General features: G+C 68.8%; 23 protein-coding genes. 12 read left to right on the plus strand and 11 right to left on the minus strand.

The window, feature by feature from the left end; all coding sequences use genetic code 11:
- A partial coding sequence (locus ACZ3IC_RS24725) for a tetratricopeptide repeat protein (RefSeq protein WP_467419281.1) occupies window positions 1–745 on the plus strand: 745 nt, incomplete at its 5' end.
- A 14-nt stretch (window positions 746–759) separates the two neighbouring features.
- Here ACZ3IC_RS24725 and ACZ3IC_RS24730 read toward each other — a convergent pair.
- On the minus strand, window positions 760–1380 hold the full coding sequence (locus ACZ3IC_RS24730; protein WP_467419283.1) for an L-threonylcarbamoyladenylate synthase: 621 nt from the start codon (window positions 1378–1380) through the stop codon (window positions 760–762).
- A 202-nt stretch (window positions 1381–1582) separates the two neighbouring features.
- On the opposite strand from ACZ3IC_RS24730, the gene ACZ3IC_RS24735 reads away from it, so the two are divergent.
- Both ACZ3IC_RS24735 and ACZ3IC_RS24740 read left to right on the plus strand, forming a co-directional pair.
- Window positions 1583–2779 carry a hypothetical protein gene (locus tag ACZ3IC_RS24735; RefSeq protein WP_467419284.1) on the plus strand — a complete coding sequence of 399 codons (1197 nt, stop codon included), beginning with the start codon at window positions 1583–1585 and terminating at the stop codon, window positions 2777–2779.
- 200 nt (window positions 2780–2979) lie between these two features.
- Entirely contained in the window at window positions 2980–3117 is a 138-nt protein-coding gene (locus ACZ3IC_RS24740) for a hypothetical protein (RefSeq protein WP_467419286.1), read from the plus strand.
- Between the two features lie 257 nt (window positions 3118–3374).
- Here the strand turns inward: ACZ3IC_RS24740 and ACZ3IC_RS24745 are convergent, their stop codons facing one another.
- Window positions 3375–4490 carry an NAD(P)/FAD-dependent oxidoreductase gene (locus ACZ3IC_RS24745; protein WP_467419289.1) on the minus strand — a complete coding sequence of 372 codons (1116 nt, stop codon included), beginning with the start codon at window positions 4488–4490 and terminating at the stop codon, window positions 3375–3377.
- Between the two features lie 5 nt (window positions 4491–4495).
- Window positions 4496–7495: a LodA/GoxA family CTQ-dependent oxidase gene (locus ACZ3IC_RS24750; RefSeq protein ID WP_467419290.1), complete on the minus strand. Its 3000-nt coding sequence runs from the start codon at window positions 7493–7495 to the stop codon at window positions 4496–4498.
- A 265-nt stretch (window positions 7496–7760) separates the two neighbouring features.
- Here ACZ3IC_RS24750 and ACZ3IC_RS24755 point away from each other — a divergent pair, with 265 nt between their 5' ends.
- Window positions 7761–10295: an alpha/beta hydrolase gene (locus tag ACZ3IC_RS24755; RefSeq protein WP_467419293.1), complete on the plus strand. Its 2535-nt coding sequence runs from the start codon at window positions 7761–7763 to the stop codon at window positions 10293–10295.
- Window positions 10296–10309: 14 nt separating this feature from the next.
- Window positions 10310–10690 carry a hypothetical protein gene (locus tag ACZ3IC_RS24760; protein WP_467419295.1) on the plus strand — a complete coding sequence of 127 codons (381 nt, stop codon included), beginning with the start codon at window positions 10310–10312 and terminating at the stop codon, window positions 10688–10690.
- Between the two features lie 268 nt (window positions 10691–10958).
- Here ACZ3IC_RS24760 and ACZ3IC_RS24765 read toward each other — a convergent pair whose 3' ends face one another.
- Together ACZ3IC_RS24765 and ACZ3IC_RS24770 are read right to left on the minus strand one after the other, a co-directional pair.
- Complete coding sequence (locus ACZ3IC_RS24765; RefSeq protein WP_467419296.1) at window positions 10959–12011, minus strand: polyprenyl synthetase family protein; 1053 nt, start codon at window positions 12009–12011, stop codon at window positions 10959–10961.
- Window positions 12008–13072, minus strand: coding sequence for a tetratricopeptide repeat protein (locus ACZ3IC_RS24770; RefSeq protein WP_467419298.1), 1065 nt, complete (start codon window positions 13070–13072; stop codon window positions 12008–12010). The genes ACZ3IC_RS24765 and ACZ3IC_RS24770 overlap by 4 nt, the downstream gene beginning before the upstream one ends.
- A 784-nt stretch (window positions 13073–13856) precedes the next feature.
- On the opposite strand from ACZ3IC_RS24770, the gene ACZ3IC_RS24775 reads away from it, so the two are divergent.
- Together ACZ3IC_RS24775 and ACZ3IC_RS24780 are read left to right on the plus strand one after the other, a co-directional pair.
- Entirely contained in the window at window positions 13857–14048 is a 192-nt protein-coding gene (locus ACZ3IC_RS24775; RefSeq protein ID WP_382903895.1) for a DUF6381 family protein, read from the plus strand.
- A gap of 483 nt (window positions 14049–14531) precedes the next feature.
- Entirely contained in the window at window positions 14532–15041 is a 510-nt protein-coding gene (locus ACZ3IC_RS24780; RefSeq protein ID WP_467419300.1) for a mycothiol transferase, read from the plus strand.
- 129 nt (window positions 15042–15170) lie between these two features.
- On the opposite strand, the gene ACZ3IC_RS24785 is transcribed toward ACZ3IC_RS24780, so the two are convergent.
- The 4 genes from ACZ3IC_RS24785 to ACZ3IC_RS24800 form a co-directional block, all read right to left on the minus strand.
- On the minus strand, window positions 15171–15977 hold the full coding sequence (locus ACZ3IC_RS24785; RefSeq protein WP_467419302.1) for an SAM-dependent methyltransferase: 807 nt from the start codon (window positions 15975–15977) through the stop codon (window positions 15171–15173).
- Between the two features lie 249 nt (window positions 15978–16226).
- Window positions 16227–16682 (minus strand): helix-turn-helix transcriptional regulator, encoded by a 456-nt coding sequence (locus ACZ3IC_RS24790; protein WP_467419304.1) that lies wholly within the window; start codon window positions 16680–16682, stop codon window positions 16227–16229.
- Window positions 16683–16749: 67 nt separating this feature from the next.
- Window positions 16750–17019, minus strand: coding sequence for a hypothetical protein (locus ACZ3IC_RS24795; RefSeq protein WP_467419307.1), 270 nt, complete (start codon window positions 17017–17019; stop codon window positions 16750–16752).
- A gap of 38 nt (window positions 17020–17057) precedes the next feature.
- The gene (locus ACZ3IC_RS24800) at window positions 17058–17468 is read right to left on the minus strand and encodes a VOC family protein (protein WP_467419309.1); all 411 of its coding nucleotides are present in this window, start codon (window positions 17466–17468) and stop codon (window positions 17058–17060) included.
- A gap of 188 nt (window positions 17469–17656) precedes the next feature.
- Between ACZ3IC_RS24800 and ACZ3IC_RS24805 the strand changes: the two genes are divergently transcribed.
- Window positions 17657–18670, plus strand: coding sequence for an aminoglycoside phosphotransferase family protein (locus ACZ3IC_RS24805; RefSeq protein WP_467419312.1), 1014 nt, complete (start codon window positions 17657–17659; stop codon window positions 18668–18670).
- Between the two features lie 51 nt (window positions 18671–18721).
- Here ACZ3IC_RS24805 and ACZ3IC_RS24810 read toward each other — a convergent pair whose 3' ends face one another.
- Window positions 18722–18907: a hypothetical protein gene (locus ACZ3IC_RS24810; RefSeq protein WP_467419314.1), complete on the minus strand. Its 186-nt coding sequence runs from the start codon at window positions 18905–18907 to the stop codon at window positions 18722–18724.
- A gap of 124 nt (window positions 18908–19031) precedes the next feature.
- Here ACZ3IC_RS24810 and ACZ3IC_RS24815 point away from each other — a divergent pair, with 124 nt between their 5' ends.
- A complete protein-coding gene (locus ACZ3IC_RS24815; protein WP_467419316.1) occupies window positions 19032–19478 on the plus strand; it encodes a nitroreductase family deazaflavin-dependent oxidoreductase in 447 nt (148 codons plus the stop codon).
- 74 nt (window positions 19479–19552) lie between these two features.
- On the opposite strand, the gene ACZ3IC_RS24820 is transcribed toward ACZ3IC_RS24815, so the two are convergent.
- Complete coding sequence (locus tag ACZ3IC_RS24820; RefSeq protein WP_467419318.1) at window positions 19553–20284, minus strand: flavodoxin family protein; 732 nt, start codon at window positions 20282–20284, stop codon at window positions 19553–19555.
- A 329-nt stretch (window positions 20285–20613) separates the two neighbouring features.
- Between ACZ3IC_RS24820 and ACZ3IC_RS24825 the strand changes: the two genes are divergently transcribed.
- From ACZ3IC_RS24825 to ACZ3IC_RS24835, 3 genes are read left to right on the plus strand one after another with little or no spacing between them, the layout of a single operon-like run.
- Entirely contained in the window at window positions 20614–21291 is a 678-nt protein-coding gene (locus ACZ3IC_RS24825; RefSeq protein WP_467419320.1) for an ABC transporter permease, read from the plus strand.
- Entirely contained in the window at window positions 21288–21965 is a 678-nt protein-coding gene (locus ACZ3IC_RS24830; protein WP_467419322.1) for an ABC transporter permease, read from the plus strand. The genes ACZ3IC_RS24825 and ACZ3IC_RS24830 overlap by 4 nt, the downstream gene beginning before the upstream one ends.
- Window positions 21962–22915 carry an ABC transporter substrate-binding protein gene (locus tag ACZ3IC_RS24835; RefSeq protein ID WP_467419325.1) on the plus strand — a complete coding sequence of 318 codons (954 nt, stop codon included), beginning with the start codon at window positions 21962–21964 and terminating at the stop codon, window positions 22913–22915. The genes ACZ3IC_RS24830 and ACZ3IC_RS24835 overlap by 4 nt, the downstream gene beginning before the upstream one ends.
- Window positions 22916–22936 lie beyond the last annotated feature (21 nt).

The following is a 22936-nucleotide window of genomic DNA, read 5'->3' on the forward strand; positions in this document are numbered from 1 at the left end:
GGCGGATCTTGCTGAGCTGGGGCGGCGGGAGGAGGCGTTGGCGGCGAGTATGCGTGCGGTGGAGATTCGTGAGGAACTGGCGGCGGCGCGTCCCGAGGTGTTTCTGCCGGATTTCGCGGTGTCGCTGAACAATTTGTCGGCGGATCTTGCTGAGCTGGGGCGGCGGGAGGAGGCGTTGGCGGCGAGTATGCGTGCGGTGGAGATTCGTGAGGAACTGGCGGCGGCGCGTCCCGACGTGTTCCTGCCCAGCCTCGCGGTCTCGTTGAACAACCAGTCCAACCGCCTGGCGGAGCTGGGCCGGAACGCGGAATCCCTCGCGGCGATCAGCCGTGCGGTGGAGATCCGAGAGCGCCTGGCGACGGCGCATCCGGACGCCTTTCTCCCTGACCTCGCACTGTCCCTGAGCAACTGCGCGGTCCGGCAGGACGAGATGGGCCGGAGGGAAGAAGCCCTGATGTCCGTCACACGCGCCATCGCCATGCTGAAGAACTTGGCGGCGGCGCGGCCCGCGGTCTTCAACCGCCTGCTCACGGAGTGCATCGCCCACCAAGGAGCCTTGCGGAGCCCGGACCGTCCGCCCCGCCCGGCGCTGCCGCAACCCCGTTCTCGCGATCGCGCCGCAGGCACCCCGGAGCTGAGCCACCGGCGTACCGAGGTGGATCCCGCCCATCAGATGCCGCACCGGGCAACGCCCCGGGCCGGAGCATCGCCCCCTGGACACACGCCCCTGCCCGACACATGGTGACGTCGGCGGCGGGGCTATTCGAACCGCGCGGTGTCGCCCGCCCCTCGGCGTACGATCTCGAGTTCGCCACCGGAGAAGTCGATGACCGTCGTCGGATCGGTGCCGCAGTCGCCGGAGTCGACCACGGCGTCCACCACATGGTCGAGCCGCTCCTTGATCTCCCAGCCCTGTGTCAGCGGCTCGTCCTCGTCGGGCAGGAGCAAGGTGCTGGAGAGCAGCGGCTCACCCAGGTCGGCGAGCAGAGCCTGAGCGACGACATGGTCGGGGATCCGGACTCCGACTGTCTTCTTCTTCGGGTGCAGCAGCTGACGCGGCACATCCTTCGTCGCGGGGAGGATGAAGGTGTAACTGCCGGGCGTCGCTGCCTTGATCGCCCGGAATACATCGTTGTCGATGTGCACGAACTGACCCAGCTGCGCGAAGTTCTGGCACACAAGGGTGAAATGGTGACGGTCGTCGAGGTTCCGGATCGACCGGATCCGGCTGATGCCCTCTCGACTGCCCAGCTGACATCCCAATGCGTAACAGGAGTCCGTCGGGTACGCGACGAGCGCGCCGGATCGGATGCTGTCGGCCACGGTGCGGATGGTGCGCTGCTGAGGATTCTCGGGGTGCACGTCGAAATACTTCGCCATCCGCCGATTCTAGGCGATCAGGGCATCGCGCCCGGCTGGCCAAATCCGCGCCGTCGATCACGCAAGGAGCGCTGGTCAACCCTTCGGCCCAATCGGTCGTGCCCGGGTTCGCGGAGGCGCACCGGCTGCTGAAGGTCCAGGGGCTCGACACCGCGGGCGGGCGGCTGGACATCTCACCGTCCATGCGGCGCACGACGTCCCGTTGACGCGGAGCGGCTGCGCCCCATCCTGGGCAGGACCCCGTCCACCGGGGCAGGGGTCTCTTCTCCCGGCCGCCGACGTCACGCGCTACGACAGCGCGGGCAACACCGTCGGAGCCTCGGCTGCCTTCCGCAGCGCCGGGATCGCCGGACTCGATGGGCCGATCTCTCCCAAGATCGAAGACCTGCCGTCCTACACAGAACTCACCGTCGACTGGGCCGGGCGCACCGTGCAATCCGGGCTGCGCGTCGGAGACGGAACCACATCCACGCTCCAGTCCAACAACCGGACATGGGCCGCCTACCACGGCGACTACACCACCGTCACCCAGGTCAACCGAGGGGACATAGACACTTACACCGATGTCTACGGGCAGGTGGAGAAGGTTGTCGAGCACGACGGCGCCTCGCTGTTCACCACGCAGTACCAGTACAGCGGCAAGAGTGAACTGACGAAGATCACCGACGCCCGAGGGAACAACACCCTCTACACCTACGACTGGGCCGGCCAGCGCCTCACGACGGACGACCCCGACTCGGCGGAGTCCAGCACCACATACGACGACAATGGCCAGGTCGAGACGACGACCAGCAACGGCGGGAAGACCGTCGTCACGCACTCCTATGACAATCTCGGACGCCAGACCTCAGTGTCCAGCGGCAGCGATGAACTGGCCGCCTGGACGTACGACGACCCGGACGTCGCCAATGGGCTCGGCCAAGTCACCGCGACTACCAGCCGCGATGCCGACGGCAACGCCTACACATCCAAGGTCAACGGCTTCGACACCCGCGGCCGGCCACTGAGCAGCACCATCACCGTCCCTGCCAACGTCAACGGCCTCGCCGGCAGCTACACCACCCAGCAGACGTACGACGCCGCCGACCACATCATCACCACCACCTACCCGCAGGCAGGCGGATTGGCCGCGGAGACCGTCACGACCTCCTACAACGCTTTTGGGCAGCCCGACCGACTCACCGGCACGCTCGGCAACGCCGTCTACGTGAACAGCACCGCCTACGACGCCTACAGCCGCCTCGTAGGACGCAACTATGGCCCCGACTACGTCGGAACCGGCGTCAACGCCAAACGCTCGTACGCCTACCAGGACTCCAACGGGTCCGGCCGCCTGGACACCATCTCCACTACGGTCAACGTCAACCAGCTCGACCGGGAATTCCAGAAAGACACCTAGCGTCCGCTGGAAGGTGCGCAGGTTCGGTTCCTCGGCCACGGCTTCGGCGTTTTGGTCCACGAGCCCGACGGCTGCATCCACTCCGAGCAGTACCCCTTCCGCGTTGGCCGCTGCCTTCGAGATCGACGAGTGGTCGGGAGACGTCGCGCCGGAGGACGACGACATCAAACAAGCCGCCTTTTTTTCCCCTGCCTGATGCCTTGAAGCTGCTCGGCGAGCTGGACAGCGCAACGCAGAGGGAGCTCATCGTCGGCTATCTGGCCGGGGATGTCGCGCCGGGGACCACCTGGCTTTACCGCAACCGGGGTAAGGACGAGACGCTCGTCGCCCGCTGGTGACTCCAGACAGTGAGCCTTTTCCAACCTCACCTTGATGCGTGATGGATGAAGGACGCGGGCGGCCTTCACTACGTCGTCGATCCGGTTGGTGCTGCAGCGGAGCTTCCGCAGGAGGTGCCGGCCCTTGAGAGTGGCCATGGCCTGCTTGCCGAGGCAGCGGATCCTGGCGTGGCTGCTGTGGTGACGGCGCTGCCATCTCTTCAGGCGACGGCCCCGCAACAGGACCTGGACGGGTCCGCGCCGCAACGCGTCGCCCCTCATGCTGAGCGCTGTCGGCGGCGCCAGAAGGAGTGCCTCCGCCAGCGCTGTTCCTGGCGATAAGCCTCGATGTGATGGTGCTGGTAGGCGTTCGCAATGCGGTCCAGGAACGCGCCGTAGGCAGCGAGGGATTCCGTTTCGCCGGCCAGGCACCGGTCAACCGTTGCGCCGGCGTGGACCCCTGTGTGCAGGGCCGTGAGGATGCCCTGGGAAGAGAGCGGGTCGAAGGCGATGACGGCGTCACCGGTGGCCAGCCATCCAGGGCCCGATGGTGGGGACAGCCGCAGTCCGTGCGCGGCGGTCCAGCGCGGGGGCGGGGCGTGGGCTGGGTCGTAGCCGTCGATGCGGGCGCGGATGTGCCGCGTGAGTGCGACTTCGCCGAGGAAACCCTCGGCGGTGCGCAGAGCGGTGTGGGCGAGATCGACATCGGTCAGATGGGCGACCACCCGCCCGGCAGGCACCCTGGCGGTGTACCACCAGCCCTGGGGGGCCGCCTCGACAAGCGTCCTGAGCTCCGTGTCGTCGGTGCCATGGCCGGGCAGACGACGGCTGAGCAGGGCGAACACGGACACCAGCCGGTCCTGTCTGCTGCGATGGGCCAGGCGGCGACCGATCACCGCACGGCGTCCGGTGGCGTCCACGACCCAGTCGCAGGACACCTCTTTCTGACAGCCCTGTTCACGGATCAACAGGCGCCGCTCTCCGGCGGCGGTGACGTTTTGCGACACGACGTCGGCCTGTCGCAGTTGGGCGCCCGCGGCGACCGCGGCGTCGCGCAGGAACGTGTCGAACCGGCTCCGGTCGAGGTGCCAGCCGTGTCCGTGCGGGTCGTAGAGGGGACTTCGGCTGTGAAGCGTCTCCGACCCCCAGGACGCGCACGTGCCCGTGCATCGGAGGTGGGCGTCGGTGGCGAAGGCGGGCCACAGGCCCAGATCGTGCAGCAACGGCCGGGCCGCGGGCGGCAGGGTCTCCCCGACCTTGAACGCGGACGTCGCCGACTCGCCCGTACACCTGTCGAGAAGGAGGACGCGCCGGCCCGCCCGAGCCAGTACCAGGGCCGCTACGGCGCCTGCCGGACCGCCTCCCGCCACGATCGCCTCGACGCGCTCGATCACCGCGGTCACGGTGCGTCCGGGAAGCGTACGACCTTCTCGAAGTAGCCCGCCATCACCTCCTCGTCGGGCAGGTCCGTGTGGGTGAGGGCGATGGCCACGGCGGCGTCGCTCATCTCGGGGTCGGCGGCCTCCGGCACGTGCAGGCACCGCAGATTCCGCAGAGCGGGCGGGGGCTGATCGGGGTGGAAGCCCACCTCGGACTCCACCAGCATCCTCACGGGCAGGTCCGGATCGGCGCTGGGTCCTGCGCGCCGTTCGACGAGGCCGAGTTTGCCGAAGTCCTTGACCATGGCGTTCATCTGCTCGATGCGGTCGCTGGGCAGCCACCGGTCCCAGACGGCCCGGTGCTCGAAAGCGGTCTGACGTTCCTCGGGGGTGAGGTCGGGGTCGACGGCCTTGTCGTAGTCCTCCTCTGTCAGGACATGATTGGGTACCCGCGCCGGCCAGAAGGTGGGGAGATACGGGTCGTACCGTGGGCCGAAGCCCAGGTAGTACCCGGATCGGCAACGGGCCGTGTCCGTCTGCCAGGGCACGGCCATCCAGCGGGTCAGATCGCCCGGCCCCTGCGCGTACAGCGGACCGTCGACCGAAAGTGCCGTCTGGGGGGTGAGCGCACTGCCGTACTCCCGCTCGGACCGGGTGGGATCGCGATGCCGCAGCCGGAACGGAGCGGAGTACATGGTGGAGTGGCGCATGGGCCAGGAGAGTTCACAGCCGGGATGGAAGGCATCGGCCAGACAGAAGGAAAGGGCGGCCCGGTCGAGAGTCTGGGGGCGTTCCGCGAACGGAACGTCCTCCAGCCTGGAGGGCGCCACTGCCGCGGGATCGTAGTCGGCGTCGAAGGCTCCGTCCGCCCAGCGGGCCAGTAACGCGTACTGCAACGCAGACAGCGTCAGATGTTGCCGCGGGGACGTGGGGCGCACGCTCATCGCATCGCCGTAGAGCGGTGGCCACGGCACGGGGGACATACCGTCGCGGTCGAAATCCCGCATCATGGCCCAGATCTGATGGCGCAGCTCTTTGTGGCGTGGTCCGGGGTCGGCGAGCCTGGCGAGCCGGTCGGGAGCCAGGAGGTGTTCGCGTCCGCCGTATCCGAACTGGGCCGCGATTCCACGGTTGACCCATTGCAGGTCGCACAGGCGCCGCAGGATGGGCAGTACGTCGCGGCTGAACGAGACGCGCTGGGGGGCGGGCAGCATGCCCACGGTCACGAAGGTGTCGCGCATCAGGTCGTATATCGTGCGCACGGACTTGATCTCCGGTGCGAAGTTCGGCGGCGCCACCACCACCCAGGCCGGATCGACCGGTACGGCCCGGCCGTCGATGCGGACCTGTGCGGTCACCGGTCCGTCGGAGATGTCGTCGTGCCAGCCGTCGTTGTTGGCGAAATTCGTGGCCTGGCTATTGTCCTTGGAGGCAGAGACACCGCGCCCCCCGAGGAAGATCAGCCGGCCGGCGCCGTCGGTGCGCAGCTCACCCAGGTAGACGCGCTTCCCCAGGAATGAGCCCGTGTCGAACCGGTGCTCCGGTTGCCCTGCCCGGTTCCGGCCACGGATCGACCTCGAACCGGGGTCGATGACCAGCTTGCCGCGTTCCGCATCGGAAACCATGGCGTTGCGCAGGGAACCCTGCGCTGCCTGGGCCGCCTCGGGGATGTCCAGGGCCAGTTGGAACTGGTACCAGGCGGCTTTCTTGTTGGCCACATGCACAGTCCAGCGAAGGTCGGCGTTATCCGCCGTCAGTTCGGCTACCGGTTCACCCGCTGCGTTGTAGCCATAGACACGAAAGCGTGCGGCCTGACGCTTGAGGGCTCCCGTCGCGTCCTTGTAGGTGCCGGTGGGCAACGGCGGAGGATCGTCGACCTCGGGGGCGAAGAAGAACTCGTCGGAGCTGTCACCGACCCGTGCCACTCCGATCGCAGGATGGACGGCGGCCCGTACGATCCGGGTGTCCCGCCCGTGCGGTTCGACAGACGCCGGCCGGGCGGGACCGGGTTCGGTCGCTGGAATGCCGTTGGCGTCGCGCCGCCGTGCCGCCGACGCCCGGTACACGATCCTGCGCGCCTCGGCGACGCTGCCGATCGGCCGGTGTTCGGGCAGGCTGTGCCAGGGGTTGTAGGCGAGGTTGTCGCCGTAGACGTCCTGGCCGCGCGCCAAGATGTCCTGTCGATGCAGGGTCAGCCTCGCCACGCGGACGGGCGCGCTCTGAGTCTCCTCCCAGCGCACGGTGGCGAGGTCCAAAGGCATCCGGTCCGGGTCCGTACGGAATTGGACCATCAGGTCGAAGGCGGCCTCACCGGCGGACAGACGGTGCCGCAGGTCCCCACGCAGGAACGAGGGATCCTCTTCCGGCGGCGCCGCGTGCGGGTCCCCCGGCGCGCAGCCGACGGGCACGAGCTTGTACTTCACGTAGCGGTCGGATCCGAACGCGTACGGCAGCACACCCCAGTACGTGGCCTTCAGCGTGCTTTCCTCGGGCTTTCGCATCTCCTGGAGAATGCGGCGAGTGAGCGGGTGGGCATCCTGGTAAGCGACGGGATCCTGCTGGAACTCGCACATGTCCCGTGCGGTGTCGACGAAGAAGACGTCGTGGTTCTGGACCACGAGGTCCTGCGTGTCCGTCTGGCCCTCGTCCTCCAGCAGCTTGGCTCCAGGGACCCCGAAGAGCTTGATGCCCATGCCGATGGTGCGGCGGAATCCCGTGAGATCCGGCAGGGTGTCGCTGGAGAGGCGGACCCAGGCGGTCAGGCCGCCTTTCTGTTCCTGAGCGGCCTTGAGGAAGCCGACACGGAGGTCCACCGGCAGATCGGGGTCGACGGTGAGAACGCCACGGGCCGCACCGTGATACTTGACGAAGACCGGTCGCAGGACCGGATCCTGCCCCTGGGCGATCCGGCTCCCCATGCGCTCACCCACGAATTCGGCCAGGATCCCGGCGATCGGCTCGCTGGCACAGTCGGGTAAGGCCCCGGAGGAATTCCGGTGTGGGGTGGGTGTCCCAGTCATGACCATGCTCTCCATCTGGTTGGCCGATTCCGTGTCCTTTGCTCATGACTGGAGCAAACCCGGCCTGAATATTCCTCGCGGGGCGCAAGTCGCGCGGATGGCGGCATGGCCCACCGAGACGGTTCGCCCTTGTCGGCGGCGGCCATCGAGAGGCGCGCTGCGGTCCGGCGGCCGCGCCTCCGACGTTCCCCCCGCTCGCCACCCACGATTACATCACGTAGTGTGATGTTCTGATACTCACCGTGAGGATGTGTGAGGGGTGTTCATGGGTCGACAAGTGGTGGACATCAGCCAGCTGAAGCTGGAGGACAATCCCGAGCTGCTCTCGCCGCCACGACTGGTCGAGCTGTACCAGTGCGCCACCGCCGTCACGGTGTTCGACTTCCTCCCCCATGCGGAGATCGACATCGAGGTCGACGGGACCGTCGTGGTCACCCAGCAGGTCGGCTTCCCCGAGCCGGTCGGGGCGACGCTCCCGCTTCCCGCACCGTTGGTGGCCGGGCAGATCGCGCGTGCCCGGCAACGCCTGGGCGGCCTGGAGAGCGACTGGAGTCAGCCGTCGACCGTTCTCGATCACACAAAGGAATTCCCGGCCGGGCCTCCTCGGCCGCAGATCAACCCCGCTCCGCCACTCGAGTGCGGAGTTCGCACCGGCGTGGCCAATCTGCTCGGGGGCGGAAACGTCTGGATCACCGCGGACGGGGCCGAGGTCGGCCGCGTCGACGGCTCCGCCGCGCCCCAGCAGGGCGTGAACATCGACCCGCCGTACGTCCTGGGCCAGCATGTCCGCGCACATTTCGACCTCTGCGGTGACAAGAGTCCGCCCTCGGTCGATCATCTCGTCCAGCCCGGCCCCACCCCTCTGCCGACCCCGGCGATCGATCCGGGTTACGAGGGCAGTGAGCAACTGCGCATCACCGGTATCGCCAACGGCGCCCGGGTCTCGCTCACCCGCAACGGGGCGCCGGCCGGCACCTACCGATGCTGGGGCGGCGCCCTGGTCGTCTCGTTCGGCACACCGTTCACGGCCGGAGAGACGGTCACCGCGACTCAGCGACTCTGTGACTCCAGCCCACCGAGCCCGCCCGGAGACGTCACGATCCAGCCGTGCTCCGCGCTGCCGGCCCCCGGCGTCGGCCCGCTCCAGGGCGGCGACCGGAGCGTCTCCATCACGAGCTCCGTACCAGGCGCCCAGATCAGGGTCTACCGCAATGGTGTCCAGGTCGGACTCGGCAGTGCTCCCCGTGTCCAACTCAGCCAGCCGGTCGCGGTCGGGGACACCATCGTGGTCACCCAGTCGCTGCCGCCGGCCTGCCCCGCCCGCCTCGGGCTCCAAGTGACGGTGGCCTGCGTGGACCCGCCGTTCACCCACGATCCATCGGCGCTCGACCTGTTCCCAGTCGGTTCCGACGAGTACTCCGACGGCCCCGTCCACGGAAGCGTCCGCTACCCGGCGGAGGACGACGGTCCGGGCCAGCCGTTCAACGCACGGCTGGCCGGGACGGGACGGGTGCCGATCGTGGTGCTCGCCCACGGCAACCACGACCCGGCCGATCCCAGCTATCTCGGCTACGACTACTTCCAGGACAGCCTCGCCCAGATGGGGATCATCGCCGTCTCGGTCGACTGCAACGCGCTCAACGGCGGATCGTCCGGGGTCGGTAACATCGAGGCCCGGGCCGACCTGGTCATCGACACCATCCGCCACTTCCAGACCCTCGACGCGGATGCGGGGTCCCGCTTCTTCGAACGGATCGACTTCGCCCGCCTGGGCCTGATGGGTCACTCCCGCGGCGGGGACGCTGTGGTCACCCTCCCGACCGTCCTCCCCCCGATCGGAGTCACCATCCTGGCCGTGCTCGCGCTGGCACCGACCAACTTCCGCTACTGGGCCGGCATGCCCACGATCGAGCCGGACGACTACGCCTTCATGACGATCCTTCCTGCCTCGGACGGCGATGTAGTCGACAACAACGGGGCACAGTTCTACGACCGCGCCAAACCGAGCCCGTACAAGTCCCAGCAGTACGTGCACAGCACCAACCACAATTTCTTCAACCGCCAGTGGCTCTTCGATGAAGGGGTGACGACCGTGGTCTCCCGAGGCGAGCACGAACGCGTCCTCGACGTCTACGGGACGGCTTTCTTCCGCTCCCGGCTGCTCGGCCACGGCACGCACGTCTTCCTCGACGGGCAGCAACGGCCGACCGGAGTCCTCACCTCCCTCGTCCAGCAGTCCTTCGCATACGAAGGTTCCCCCACCATCGACGACCACGAGGACGGCAACGGCATCGGCACCAACTCACTCGGTCTGCCGACCGCGCAGTCCGGAGGCATGGTCTCCGACGAGTTTCCGTTCGACCAAGTGCCCACTGCCTTCAACCAGTCCTTCTTCGGGCTGAGTGTCGGCATGGTTATGGAGCCGAAGGAGACCGGCGGGATCTTCCGCTCATCCGTACGGTCCTTGGACTTCAGCGGTGTCGAGCTCTGGCTGCGCGCCGCTGAAGTCGCCAAGGGGCAGCTGCCGCCGGACGCCACCGGGTTCCGGCTGGGGCTCGAGGACAGCGAAGGTGCCACGGCATGGGTTGATTCCGACTCCGTGGGCGGTGTGCCCCGCCCGTTCGACCGCCCCGACGTGGTCAAGACCATGCTCAAGACCCTGCGGTTCCGCCCCGAGTGCTTCCGGGCCGCGAACCCGGACATCCAGCTCGATCGGATCGAGGCTGTCCTTATCGAGTACAACCGCCGAGGAAGCCGTGCCCTGGCCTTCGACGACCTCCAGCTGGTCAAGCCGCTCTGAAGGAGCATCATCAGATGACGAACGACCCTGGCGAGCTCGAACCTCCAGCGCCGCGAGCACGCCACGAGCTCCCCGATGTGCTGTCGATCGACACCCGGTTGATCCGCTACGAGCCGCCTCAGTTCCGCAACTTCCGCTCGGTGCTGCCCGAGGGCGGGGACGTGGTGGAATTCCTGGTGGAGACCGACGCTCCCATCCCGGCTCGTGCACTCGGCCCGGCCCTGCAAGTCGGCACCACGCTCGTGGTCGAGGTCGCCGAGGTGGACTCCACCCACTACCGTTTCCTCGCCTTCAACCCCGAACGCCTGGAACCGGGAGCCCCGATCGGCCTCTGCTGGAGCGGCCGCCCCGAGACCGCGCGCTCGACCCCGTTCGTTTACGAAGGGCTTGGCTGAGCCGACCCCAGGCCTTACCGTACGTGTGGCCCCGATTCAGGACGCCCCGGACGGTGGGGTTGCGTGGCGTGGCCGACCCGGTCGGTGCCGTCCTGCCGTCCTGCCATCGTCCGGGAGCCAGCAAGCGGCGCTGCGGACGCACCGGCATGGGGCGAAGTTTGATGACGAATGCCTTCGTGCGGATGGTCTCCATCACCTCGGTCTGGCTCGGGGCCAGGGCGGCCAGCACCTCAACGGGGGTGGTGGCACGGTCGGGGCCTGTGTCGGTTCACATGGTGCGGTCGACGAAGAACGGCAGCAGCGCGAGGATGTCGCCCAATGCAGCCGGGGCCAGCGGAACGCCATCCAGACCGCGGCGAGCGCTGTCCAGGTGCTGGTGGGCTTCGGCCAGTGTCGCGGAGCGCCCACCGGCTTCTTCGACGAGGTCGGCGGCCCGCCGGGCAGTGGTGCCGTCGAGCGGGCTTCGGGCACCGAGAAGCGTGGCGAGGCGCCGTGCGGCGGGGTGGTCCGTGGCCAGGGCCGCGAGGACGGGGTACGTCTTCTTCAGCCTGCGCAGATCGTTGTGCACGGGCTTGCCTGTGACCTCCGGATCTCCCCAGATCCCCAGGAGATCGTCCACGGCCTGGAATGCCATCCCGAGGTGCCGACCGGCCCCGGCGAGGGCGTCCACGGTCGTGGCCGGGGCTCCGGCGAGCACCCCACCCAGGCCCGCCGCGCAGCCGAGCAGCGCACCGGTCTTGTGCTCGGCCATCCACCGGTACTCGTGCGGTTGCACCGCTTCGGGCCCGGTCCACGGCCGGGACTCGAAGAGCAGGTCCTCTGCCTGACCGCGCACCAGGTCGGTCAGTGTTTCGGCGAGATGCCGAACCGCTGCCGCACTGTGCGCACCGGGCGAATCGGCCAGAGTCCGCACCGCCAGTGCGAAGAGCGCGTCCCCCGCGAGGATCGCGGGTCCGGTCCCGTACGCCTTCCAGACGGTGGCGCGCTGTCTGCGGGTCTCGTCGCCGTCCATGATGTCGTCGTGGAGGAGCGAGAAGACGTGGATCAGCTCGACGGCGACCGCGCCGACAACGGCATCCTCCGCGGGCGCGCCGGCCGCCTCGGCGCCGAGCAGCGTGAGGGCCTGGCGTACGCCTTTGCCTTGTGAGCCCGGGACGGGGCTGCCGTCCACCGTGCCCCACCCGAGGGAGAAGGCGGCCATCTCCGCGTGCCACGGGTGCAGACGCTGCACGGCCTGTGCGAGCGCCGGGCGTACGAGGTCGCGGCAGCGGGCGAGAATCTGCGGTGCCGTGGCCTGCTGGGTGACGGGCGGGGGTGTCATCGGCGTCCGCTCTCCTCGTCCGTCTCGCCACCGACCGGTGTCACGCCGAGTTCGGCGTACGCCTTGTCCACCATGTCCCGGGCGTTGAGCAGGCCGATCCGGCTGAGAGTGCGGCGCAACTCGTCCAGATCGGCGGCGGTCTCGTTCCGGTCGCGGCCGAGTCGGGCGAGCGACTTGACGAGGCCGAGACGGGCCAGTGCTTCGCCCCGGGGTTCGTTCATGGCACGGAACTCGGCGAGCGCTTCTTCGTAGATCCGGCGCGCCTCCTCGTAACGGCGGGCGCGAAACAGCACGTTGGCGCGCATCTTGTGGTTGTACGCGAGCGCGCTGGACAACTTCATCTCACGGCAGGTGAGTTCGGCCTCCGTAAGCAGGGCCAGGGCACGCTCCGGATCGCCGTCCCGCAGGGAAATGATGTCGGCCATGCCGCGCAGGGCCCACGCCCTGCCACGCCGGTCGTCCGCGTTCCCGGCCAGCTCGGCGGCTTCCTCGAACATGGCGAGGGCCGTGTCGAATGATCCGGTGTTGCGGTGGATCTGCGCGATGCCCTCCAGGGCCCATACGGTGTGGCGTGCCTCGCCGCGTGCGCGCGCCTCGGCGAGCAACTGTTCGTGCAGAACCGCGACGGTCTCGTAGTCGCCCTGTATTCGCCCGGTCTCCGCAAGGCCGGCGAGGGAGTAGCCACGGGCGACGATGTCCCCACCGCGCTTTCCCATGTCGGCAGCGAGCCCCAACAGCCGGAACGCGAGCCTGAGTTCACCGCGCTGCCGGGCGAGCGTCCCGCCGCTCCACAGTCCCCAGGCCATCGCCCCCAGGTCACCGGCCGAGCGAGCGGCCCGGTAACTGGCCTTCCATGCCTGATCGGCTTCTTCCACGTGGCCGAGCCTGCGATGCGCCTCGGCCACCGCGAGCCCGCACCGTGCCACTTCCTGCTGCGAGCCGGTGAGCTCGGCCTCCCTCAAGTGACGTACTCCCTCTGCCAGTACATCTGTGAGGGAGGAGTTCACCGACATCTTGGTGAGGGCGCCTTGGTACTCGGGCGCCAGTGCCTTGCTGTGCATGGGTGCCTTTCGCGCGCAACCGGGTCGGCGGCAGAGCGGCTATGCACTTTGTGTATACATTCAGTGCATAGTTATTTGGTGGCCGGACCCGGGTGCTCGTGGGGATCGGACGTTGCTTGTCGCTTGCGGTGAACCGCCTTGCTGTGGATCAAGACGGCAGTCGCGTGCCGGAGGTTGCTCCGCGGTCGACAGAAGTCGACATTGCTGGTGCGGGGGCGATGCGGGGGGCAGGACGGGGCGGCCCCGGCCGCGTGGAGCCGCACGGTCGTGAGCGATTCGGACGTTGCCATCTCCGCCCGTAATGCCTCGTGAATGTAAGCGATTACTGTCGTCGCCGTATGTCCTGGCCATAGTGAAAGAAAGAAACTTGAGGACTCTCTTGCAGCCGCATGGCAATCGCTTATGCGCCGGCACGCAGCCCTTGGATGCGTTCTGCCGCCCGGCGCGGGCGCCTACCGGTGTCCCTGGCACCGGTCCCGAGGCTGACGGGCCGGCCGAGTCTCGGACGGGCGGCGGTGGATCGCTCACCATGCGGGGCCGGGGCGTGGGCGGGGCGTCGGGCGCAGGAGAAGGTCCACGTCAGCCGTAGCCTGACTACTCTGGAGGTGGGAAACCGCGTCCGAGCGGCGTCGGCCGCCCGGGACGCCGACCGACGGGTGACCCTCTGTCGCGTCGGACGTGACGGCGGGTGAGCGTCAGGGTGCGCTGCCCCCAGGGAGCCGGGGAGCTGACGAACCTGGTTCCGTGGTGGGCCCGCTCCGCCCCACAGATCCAAGGAGTGATCATGAGCGAATCAGAAGAATACCGCGGTCGTGTAAGGCAGATGCGCGCCAAGGCGAAGGACCTCAAGGACGCGGCCGAGCGCACCACCGACCCCAAGGAACGCCAACGCCTGAAGGACAAGGCCCGCAGGATCGAAGCGGAGAGCGACCAGGTCAGCGGCATGGCGAGCGGGGACATCTACCCCATGGAGTAGTGGACGCCGGGTGGCGGCCGAATGTGTCGGCCGCGCACCCCGACGCTGCGGGAGCACAGCCGTCGCGGGCCCCTGAGCGCTGCCGCCGGGAGTTGCGCCCCTCGTCCCGGTCCGCAGAGCCCTACGCGGTCGTGTCGGGCACGATCGCGCTCGCCGGGAGCGCGGAGGAGGCCCGGCGGGTCAGGTCACCTGCCGGCCCCGTACGACTCCGTGGTGGTCGGGGCCGTGACCATCGGCGTCTTCGCGTGGGCGGTGCACTCGGGCGCCGACCACCTCGGAACGGCTCCGGCCACGGCGCCCGAGGCCCGCCGATCTGAACGCGATCGCGGGTCCGGAACGGCCCGATGCCCGACGATGCCTTCACCCTGTACGGGCGCTGAAATGCCCTGTGCGTCACGGTCGGTGACCGGTGACCGGAGGCCGCGTTGCGTGCGGCGCGTGTCGATGGCGGGGGAGGAGTGTGAGAGCGGACAGGGTGGTGGCATGAACAGCGCTGACCTTTTGACGGATGCGTTTACTCGCGTTCAGGAGACGGTCCACTCGGCGGTCGAGGGCCTTTCACATGCCGACCTCCATGCTCGTCTCGACGACGGAGCGAACACGATTGCCTGGCTCGTGTGGCACCTCACCCGGATCCAGGACGACCACGTCTCGGATGCGGCAGGTATCGAGCAGGTCTGGTTCACCAAGGACTGGGCGTCCCGCTTCGACCTGCCCTTCGCGAAGGACGCCACCGGGTACGGACACAGCACCGCGGACGTCGCAGCAGTGCAGGTGGGCTCGCCCGAACTGCTGCTCGGCTACTACGACGCCGTTCATGAACAGACCCTCGGTTTCATCCAGGGACTCGACGGCAGGGCTCTGAACCGCATCGTCGACGAGGCATGGTTGCCGCCGGTCACCCTCGGGGTCCGTCTGATCAGCGTCATCTCGGACGACCTGCAACACGCCGGCCAGGCGGCGTTCGTCCGGGGCTCGCTCGCGCGTCGGTAGAACTCAACGCGAACGGACGGCCGTTGTTCAGGCGGGCGGCGTCGGCGCACTGCGACGCCTGTGCCGTCCCGTTCCTCCGGTGCCGAGGTCGCCGACCATGCGGCCTCGGCACCGGACGGCCCCGGCGTCTCAGACCTTGAACCCGACGCCGCTCACCGCATGACCCTGGAGGGCGTCCGCCGGGCTCTGGTCGGGATCGGGGCGCCAGGCCGACGTCCTGACGACGCCCGGCTCCACCACGCGAAGACCGTGGAAGAAGTCGGCGATCCGTTCGGGGCTGCGCAGATGGTACGAGCCGGCCGAGTTCGCGTTGTAGGAGGCGACGGCCTGGTTCAGCGAGTCGCTCGTGTTCGTACCGTCGCTGAGGGCCAGACAGCTTCCTGAGGGGAGTGCGGCCACCAGCCGGTCGACCAGCGCCCACGGGTCGTCCTCATCGGGGAGCTGCCCCATGATCCCCAGCATGGTCAGCCCGACCGGTCGGCTGAAGTCCAGCGTTTTGGCCGCCTCCGCGAGGATGGCGTCGGCGTTCCTGACATCGGCGTTGATGTATGCGCACGCGCCCTCGGGAGTACTGGTGAGCAGGGCGCGGGCATGGGTCAGGACGAGGGGGTCGTTGTCGACGTACACGATCCTGGACTCCGGGGCCACCCGCTGGGCCACCTCGTGCGTGTTGTCGGCCGTCGGCAGACCCGTGCCTATGTCGAGGAATTGACGGATGCCCGCCTCTGCGGTCAGGAAGCGCACCGCGCGGGCGAGGAAGGCCCGCTGGAGACGGGCGATGGCGGCGAAGTCCGGGAACGCCTTGAGGATCATGTCGCCCATTTGGTGGTCGACGGTGTAGTTGTCCTTGCCGCCCAGGAGGTAGTTCCAGACGCGTGCCGAGTGCGGCCGGTCCGTCTGAAGCCTGTCGGCCGGCGGCTGCCATGATGTACTCATGGCCAGATCCTCACATAGGCCACACGTGCCTGCCTGAGGTATTGATCACCGGTGAGGATCCGCATGGTGATGCACCTCCTGGCGGAGGTGCATCCGGTGGAGCGGAGTCACCGACCGTCGGTGCCTCTGAGGCCCGCAGGCGTATCTGCGTGTCCACACCGAAGGCGGCAGTGCAGAAGCGATGGGCGGCCGTGAAGTCGGCCACGTCGAGGGTGATGGATTCGATGAATGCCATGGCCATCGTGCTGGTTAAGGCTCGAGCACCGGCGCTTCTTGATTCCTGATCGGTCTTGTCACCTGTTTTGCCACACATGGCGGCATCCCCGCCGCAGCGCCCGTTGCGCGACGCCGGTAGGCGCTGGGCGGCATGCCGACCAGCTCGGTGAAACGGGTACTGAAGGTGCCCAGCGATGAGCAGCCGACCGCGAAACAGACCTCGGTGACGCTGAGGTCGCCACGACGCAGCAGCGCCGTCGCGCGCTCGATGCGACGCGTCATCAGATACGCGTACGGCGACTCGCCGTAGGCCAGCCGGAACTGGCGGCTGAGGTGCCCGGCGGACATGTTCACGCCGCGGGCGAGCGCCTCGACATTCAGCGGCTGCGCGTACTCCCGGTCGATCCGGTCACGGACGCGGCGCAGTCGCGCGAGGTCGCTCAGGCGCTGCGCCGCGGTGCGTGCGCGCCCCCACGAGGGGTCACACATGAGAGAACTCCTGTTCATCGACGTCTGCGAGCACCTGGGTTGCCTGCCGAGGCAGGTGGCGAGGTGCTCAATGGCAATGACCGGCTTGCCGGAGTCGACGAGCCGGTCGAGCAGCCGAACAGTCGAGAAGACCGAGCAACTGCTCGACGGCGGTGGGACGGAGGCCGGTGGCCGGCTCGGCGAGGATACGGACATCACCCTTGTGGGCAGACCGGGTGCGCGCCTCGGCCTCGGCGGCCGACATCGCGAGCACCTCTGCGATGGTCCGGCCCCCGAGGGGGTGGCCGAGGACCGTGGCCTGGAAGCGCCGACCGCCGTATTCTTCGCGGGTGGTCACGGCGCCGGCCGTCGTGGCCGGATCGATGACCGGACGGCTCAGCGAAGTTCCTGGATGCGGACCAGGTTGCCCGCGGGATCGCGGAAGGCGCAGTCGCGGATGCCGTACGGCTGCTCGGTCGGCTCCTGGACGACCTCGGCGTCGCCGGCCTGCACCTTCTCGAAGGTGCCGTCGAGGTCCCGGGTGGCCAGCAGGATCCAGCCGTAGGTGCCCTTGGCCATCATCTCGACGATGGTGCGGCGCTCGTCCTCGGTGACCCCGGGGTCGGCGGCCGGCGGCGCCAGGAGGATGGATGTGCCCGGCTGGCCGACCGGGCCGACCGTGATCCAGCGCATCTTGCCCTGCCCGACATCGCTGCGGACCTCGAAGCCGAGGGCGTCGCGGTAGAAAGCCACGGACGCGTCCGGGTCGTCATGTGGGAGGAAACTCGTGTGAATGGTGATGTCCATGGCGATCATGCTAAGAGCGGCCCGGTGACCCGCGCTTCTCGAATCCTGATCGATCAGCGCGGCGGTGGCACGCAGGTCCGTACTGGTCGCGCGGGCCGCTGACAGCCGGTAGCGACAACATGGTCGTCGTCGCACGCGCCGTGAACAAACCAGGTGCAACGAGCAGGGCACGGTGATGGGATGGCGCGATGCAACGTGAAGCGTCGGACATCGTGGACCGGGGGCGGTACCCGAATGCGGTGACGCCCTGGGAACAAGAGACCTGGCGGGAGGAGGCCCTCGGATGGGCGGAGTGCGGGCTCGCCGCTCAGGGGCTCCGCGTGACCGGGCAGCGGAAGGTGAGGCTCCGGCCGTGGTCCGTGCTGGTACGGATGTCCGTCGAGGGACGCGACGCCGTGTGGTTCAAGGCCAACCCGCCCGCCAGCGCCTTCGAGGCGGGGCTCACCGAGGCCTTGGCCCGCTGGGTACCCGAGTACGTATTGCAGCCGCTCGCCGTCGACGCCGGGCGCGGCTGGTCGCTGCTTCCGGACGGCGGCGCGCTCTTCAGGGACGTACTCGACTCGCCTCGCGGCCCGGTCGACCCGCGTGCCTGGGAGGAGCCGCTGCGCCAATATGCCGCAATGCAACGCGCACTTCTTCCGTACGCCGAGAGGATCGAGCTGCTCGGTGTCCCCAGCGCGCACACGGCCGCGCTGCCCGGGACCTTCGACTGGGTCGTCGACGGGAACACCGCACTGGAACCCACCGACCTCAAGGCGTTGCGCGCGCTGCGGCCCCGCCTCGCGCAGTGGTGCGAGGAACTTGCGGGCGCGGGCATCGCCGACACGCTCGACCACTCCGACCTGCACGACGGGCAGCTCTTCGCACCCGAACCGGGCCGTTTCACGTTCTTCGACTGGGGCGACGCGGCCGTTGCCCATCCCTTCTGCAGCTTTCTGGTCCCCGCCCGTGCGGCGCGCGAGCGGTTCGGGCCCGAGGCGCTGCCCCGGCTGCGGGACGCCTACCTGGAACCGTGGGAGGGGGACGGTCGCACGAAGCCGCAACTGCGGCGTGCGCTGAGTCTGGCGTGGCGGCTCGGGGCGATCGGCAGAGCCTGCTCCTGGGGGCGTCTCTTCCCCGGTGCATCCGCCGGCGTGGGCACGACGGGCGAAGCGGAGAGCGCCCGCTGGCTGCTGGAACTCTTCACCGAGCCACCGCTGTAGCGGCAACTTCCTCGGCCACGCGGGCGGACGCCGGTGTCATGGCCGTGCGCTTCACTGTGCCGACTGGCGGCGCTGGTCACGGCCGCGTTTGCGGTGATCCACCTGATCCCCTACCGGATCGAGCGGCTGACCGTAGTGGCCGGAATCGATCTCGACGATCCAGAGGTCGGATTCGAACCGATGCTGCAACTGCGCCTGAGCCCGCCCCACATCTGAACCCGGTCCGGCTGTCGCCATGACACGCGGATACGCCCGGCCCCGGCTGGCGGAATGATGAAAGAGTTCTCGGAGCAGCGGGACGCACCTACGCCCGCATGTCCGCGTGTCTGCGTAACCGAATGTCGACGATGGGACAGATGCCATGCCTCTCAAGGGTGAGTACGAGCCGAGCCCCGCGCAGTGGGTCCGCGATCAGGTCGAGCTGTTCGAGAGCTCCGGTGGGACGGAGGGGACCACGATGCGGGGCCTGCCGGTCATCATCCTGACCTCTCGTGGGGCCAAGAGCGGCAAGATCCGCAAGACCCCGCTGATGAGGGTCGAGCACAACGGCACTTACGCCGTGGTCGCCTCGCAGGGTGGCGCGCCCAAGCACCCCGTCTGGTACCACAACATCGTGGCCGACCCCCGTGTGGAGCTGCAGGACGGCCCGGTCCGACAGGACATGAACGCCCGTGAGGTCACCGGCGAGGAGAAGTCGGTGTGGTGGCAGCGCGCGGTCGAGGCGTTCCCCGACTACGCCGACTACCAGCTCAAGACCGACCGGCAGATTCCGGTCTTCGTTCTGGAGCAGGCAGCCGAACAGCACTGACGACCGCCCGGGGAGGCGTGGGCCGCACGCCCGCCGTGCCTCCCCCGGACGTGGCCTCGTCAGCGGGGGTGCGGTCAGCGGTGCTCCGGGTTGGGATAGTCCGAGCGGCAGCCCGCATCCCACTCGGAGCGCTGGTTGCCGTGGGCGGGGATGCCGTTCGCACGCCTCAGCATCGTGGCGAGATGCATCAGGTTCCAGGCCATGAAGGAGGTGTTGCGGTTGGTGAAGTCGTTGTCCGGACCGCCCGACCCCGGGTCCAGATACGACGGGCCAGGCCCCGCCTCTCCGATCCAGCCCGCATCGGCCTGCGGAGGGATCGTGTAGCCGAGGTGCTGGAGGCTGTAGAGCAGGTTCATCGCGCAGTGCTTGACCCCGTCCTCGTTCCCGGTGATCAGACAGCCGCCCACCCGGCCGTAATACGCGTACTGGCCCTTGTCGTTGAGGATGCTGGAACAGGCGTAGAGGCGCTCGACGACCCGTTTCATCACCGAGCTGTTGTCCCCCAGCCAGATCGGCCCGCACAGCACCAGGATGTCGGCGGCCATCACCTTCTCGTACAGCTCCGGCCAGGCGTCCCTCTGCCAGCCGTGCTCCCTCATGTCCGGCCAGACGCCGGTCGCGATGTCGTGGTCGACGGCCCGGACCACCTCGGTGGTGACGCCGTGCTCCTCCATGATCGCGCGGCTGTGGTCGATCAGCCCCTGCGTGTTGCTGGTCTCCGGGGAGCGCTTGAGTGTGCAGTTGAGGTAGAGCGCGCGCAGATCGTCGAAGCGGTAGGTGCCATCGGTGCGGCCGGGCGACGACATGCGGGGTCTCCTCGGTATGCATACGGGGAAGTGGCGTGCACCCCGGTCTACCGTCACGTGCGACGGTACCGGGCGGTAGGCGCGCGGGTGCCCCCCATACGCAGCAAGTCCGGTTCCTGGTCGTCCGGCGGATGCGCTCGGCGCTCCGGTGGTGACCAGGCCGACCGCACGCCGCGCCAGCAGCATCCGAATAGGCCGCAGTGCCGCACGGTTCGGCGGTGCCGCCACCTGCCCGACCGTCCGTGTCACACGCGCACGCCCCCACACGGTCCCCCCGGACAGTCGATCAGGACGCGCGCCCGCCTGCCCTCCCGCGCTCCAATGGACGGGTGACCGCGCCTCCCGACGACTGCCTCGCGCGCAATGAGTGGCTCTGCGGTGCCTACCTGACCAGCCGTCGCGAGATTCTCTGGGACGCGGTCGTCCAGCATCTGCAGCTCACCGCGGTCTCCGTACTCCTCGGACTGGTCCTCGCCGTTCCGCTCGCCCTCGCGGCGCGCCACCGGCGCTGGGCGGCCGGCCCGGTCCTCGGCGTGACGACGATCCTCTACACCGTGCCGTCGCTCGCCATGTTCTCGCTGCTGCTGCCGGTGTACGGACTCTCCGCCTCGCTCGTCGTCGCCGGACTCGTCCTGTACTCGCTCACCCTCCTCGTAAGGAACATTCTCGCCGGACTGCGCGCCGTGCCCGCGGAGACCAGGCAGGCCGCACGCGGCATGGGGTACGGTCCCGTGCGTCTGCTCGTCGCCGTGGAGCTTCCCCTGGCTCTGCCCGCGGCCATGGCCGGACTGCGTATCGCGACCGTCTCCGCGGTCTCCCTGGTCACGGTCGGTGCGATCGTCGGCTACGGCGGACTCGGCAACCTCATCTACTCCGGCATGAACACGTACTTCAAGGCCCAGGTGCTCACCGCGTCCGTCCTCTGCGTCGTGATTGCCGTCGCCGCCGACCTCCTGCTCCTGCTCGCGCAACGACTCCTGACCCCGTGGGCCCGGAGGCAGTCGTGAACACGCTCGCCGACGCATGGTCCTGGCTCACGACCCCGTCGCACTGGTCCGGCGACGGTGGTGTCTGGGACCGTCTCGGCCAGCATCTGTTCCTCACCGTCGTCTGCCTGCTGATCAGCTGTCTGATCGCGCTGCCCATCGCCGTGGTCCTCGGCCATCTCGGCAGGGGCGGCGCGCTCGCCGTCAACATCTCCAACATCGGTCGGGCCGTCCCTACCTTCGCCGTACTCGTACTGCTGCTGCTCACCCCGATCGGCGGGCACGGCGAGTGGCCGACCATCATCGCCCTCGTGCTCTTCGCCGTACCGCCGCTTCTCACCAACGCCTACGTGGGCATGCGCGAGGTCGACCGCGATGTCGTACGGGCGGCCAAGGGCATGGGCATGACGGGCGGACAACTCATGCTGGGCGTGGAGGTGCCGCTCGCCCTGCCGCTGATCCTCACCGGCGTACGGATCGCCGCCGTCCAGCTCGTCGCCACCGCCACCCTCGCGGCGCTGGCGGGCGGCGGGGGACTCGGCCGCATCATCACCACGGGCTTCAATCTCGCCTCCACCCCCCAGGTGGTCGCCGGGGCGGTCCTCGTCGCCCTCTTCGCCCTCGTCGTCGAAGGGCTCTTCGAGCTGGCGCAACGGCTCGCCCCCGACTGGGTCCGCGGCGAGGAATCCGGATGAGGCCGCGAAGCACGCTGCCCGCGCTCCTCGTGCTCCTGCTGCCGACGACCGCCTGCGCCACCGGGCCCTCCCTGGAGAACCGGGGCGAGGTCACCGCGCCGCCGGGCGACAGCAATCACCTCACCATCGGCTCCGCGGGCTTCACCGAGAGCGATCTGCTCGCCCAGATGTACGCGCTGCTGCTGAAGAGGGCCGGCTACTCCACGAAGATCATCTCCGTCACCAACCGTGAGATCTACGAACCGGCGCTGGAGAGCGGCCAGATCGACGTCGTACCGGAGTACGCCGCCACCTTCGCCGACTGGCTGAACGCCAAGAAGAACGGCGCCGACGCGACCCCCGTGGGCTCGCCCGACCTCGCCGCCACCATGAAGGCCCTGCGCGCCCTGGCCGCACCCCGTGGCCTCACCGTCCTCGACCCCGGGCGCGCCGTCGACCAGAACGCCTTCGCGGTCGCCGCCCCGTACGCGGCGAGGCACCATCTCAGGACACTCGGCGACCTGGGCAGATCCGGGCTGCCCGTACGTCTGGCCGCCGGAGACGAATGCGTACAGCGCCCCTACTGCGCACCCGGACTGAAGAAGACGTACGGAATCCGCATTACGGCCGTGGACCCCAAGGGTGTCGGCACCACCCAGGCCAAACGGGCTGTGCAGCGCGGTCAGGACCAGATGGTCCTGACCACCACGACCGACGCCACCCTCGACGACTTCGGCCTCGTCCTGCTCGCCGACGACAAGCACCTGCAGAACGCCGACTACCTCGTCCCCGTCGTCAACCGGTCCCGGGCGGGCAGTGAAGGCGTACGCAAGGCGCTGGGCAGGCTCAACACCCTACTGACGACAGCCGACCTGGCCCGGCTCAACGAGCAGGTCGACAGCTGGCGGCGGCTGCCCGAGGACGTGGCACGCAACTACCTGGAGTCCAAGAACCTCATGCCGCGCAACTAGGCCCGTCCGGCCCTGATCCGC

The organism is Streptomyces sp. NPDC002958, assembly GCF_055563255.1.

What these genes read in the sequence shown, in the direction of transcription:
- ACZ3IC_RS24780 (WP_467419300.1), top strand. Translation starts at nt 14,532, where the DNA reads ATGAACAGCGCTGACCTTTTGACGGATGCGTTTACTCGCGTTCAGGAG.
- ACZ3IC_RS24820 (WP_467419318.1), bottom strand. Translation starts at nt 20,284, where the DNA reads ATGTCGTCGCCCGGCCGCACCGATGGCACCTACCGCTTCGACGATCTG.
- ACZ3IC_RS24765 (WP_467419296.1), bottom strand. Translation starts at nt 12,011, where the DNA reads ATGACACCCCCGCCCGTCACCCAGCAGGCCACGGCACCGCAGATTCTC.
- ACZ3IC_RS24730 (WP_467419283.1), bottom strand. Translation starts at nt 1,380, where the DNA reads ATGGCGAAGTATTTCGACGTGCACCCCGAGAATCCTCAGCAGCGCACC.
- ACZ3IC_RS24835 (WP_467419325.1), top strand. Translation starts at nt 21,962, where the DNA reads ATGAGGCCGCGAAGCACGCTGCCCGCGCTCCTCGTGCTCCTGCTGCCG.
- ACZ3IC_RS24790 (WP_467419304.1), bottom strand. Translation starts at nt 16,682, where the DNA reads ATGTGTGACCCCTCGTGGGGGCGCGCACGCACCGCGGCGCAGCGCCTG.
- ACZ3IC_RS24775 (WP_382903895.1), top strand. Translation starts at nt 13,857, where the DNA reads ATGAGCGAATCAGAAGAATACCGCGGTCGTGTAAGGCAGATGCGCGCC.
- ACZ3IC_RS24750 (WP_467419290.1), bottom strand. Translation starts at nt 7,495, where the DNA reads ATGACTGGGACACCCACCCCACACCGGAATTCCTCCGGGGCCTTACCC.
- ACZ3IC_RS24805 (WP_467419312.1), top strand. Translation starts at nt 17,657, where the DNA reads ATGCAACGTGAAGCGTCGGACATCGTGGACCGGGGGCGGTACCCGAAT.
- ACZ3IC_RS24760 (WP_467419295.1), top strand. Translation starts at nt 10,310, where the DNA reads ATGACGAACGACCCTGGCGAGCTCGAACCTCCAGCGCCGCGAGCACGC.
- ACZ3IC_RS24815 (WP_467419316.1), top strand. Translation starts at nt 19,032, where the DNA reads ATGCCTCTCAAGGGTGAGTACGAGCCGAGCCCCGCGCAGTGGGTCCGC.
- ACZ3IC_RS24770 (WP_467419298.1), bottom strand. Translation starts at nt 13,072, where the DNA reads ATGCACAGCAAGGCACTGGCGCCCGAGTACCAAGGCGCCCTCACCAAG.
- ACZ3IC_RS24755 (WP_467419293.1), top strand. Translation starts at nt 7,761, where the DNA reads ATGGGTCGACAAGTGGTGGACATCAGCCAGCTGAAGCTGGAGGACAAT.
- ACZ3IC_RS24800 (WP_467419309.1), bottom strand. Translation starts at nt 17,468, where the DNA reads ATGGACATCACCATTCACACGAGTTTCCTCCCACATGACGACCCGGAC.
- ACZ3IC_RS24810 (WP_467419314.1), bottom strand. Translation starts at nt 18,907, where the DNA reads ATGGCGACAGCCGGACCGGGTTCAGATGTGGGGCGGGCTCAGGCGCAG.
- ACZ3IC_RS24785 (WP_467419302.1), bottom strand. Translation starts at nt 15,977, where the DNA reads ATGAGTACATCATGGCAGCCGCCGGCCGACAGGCTTCAGACGGACCGG.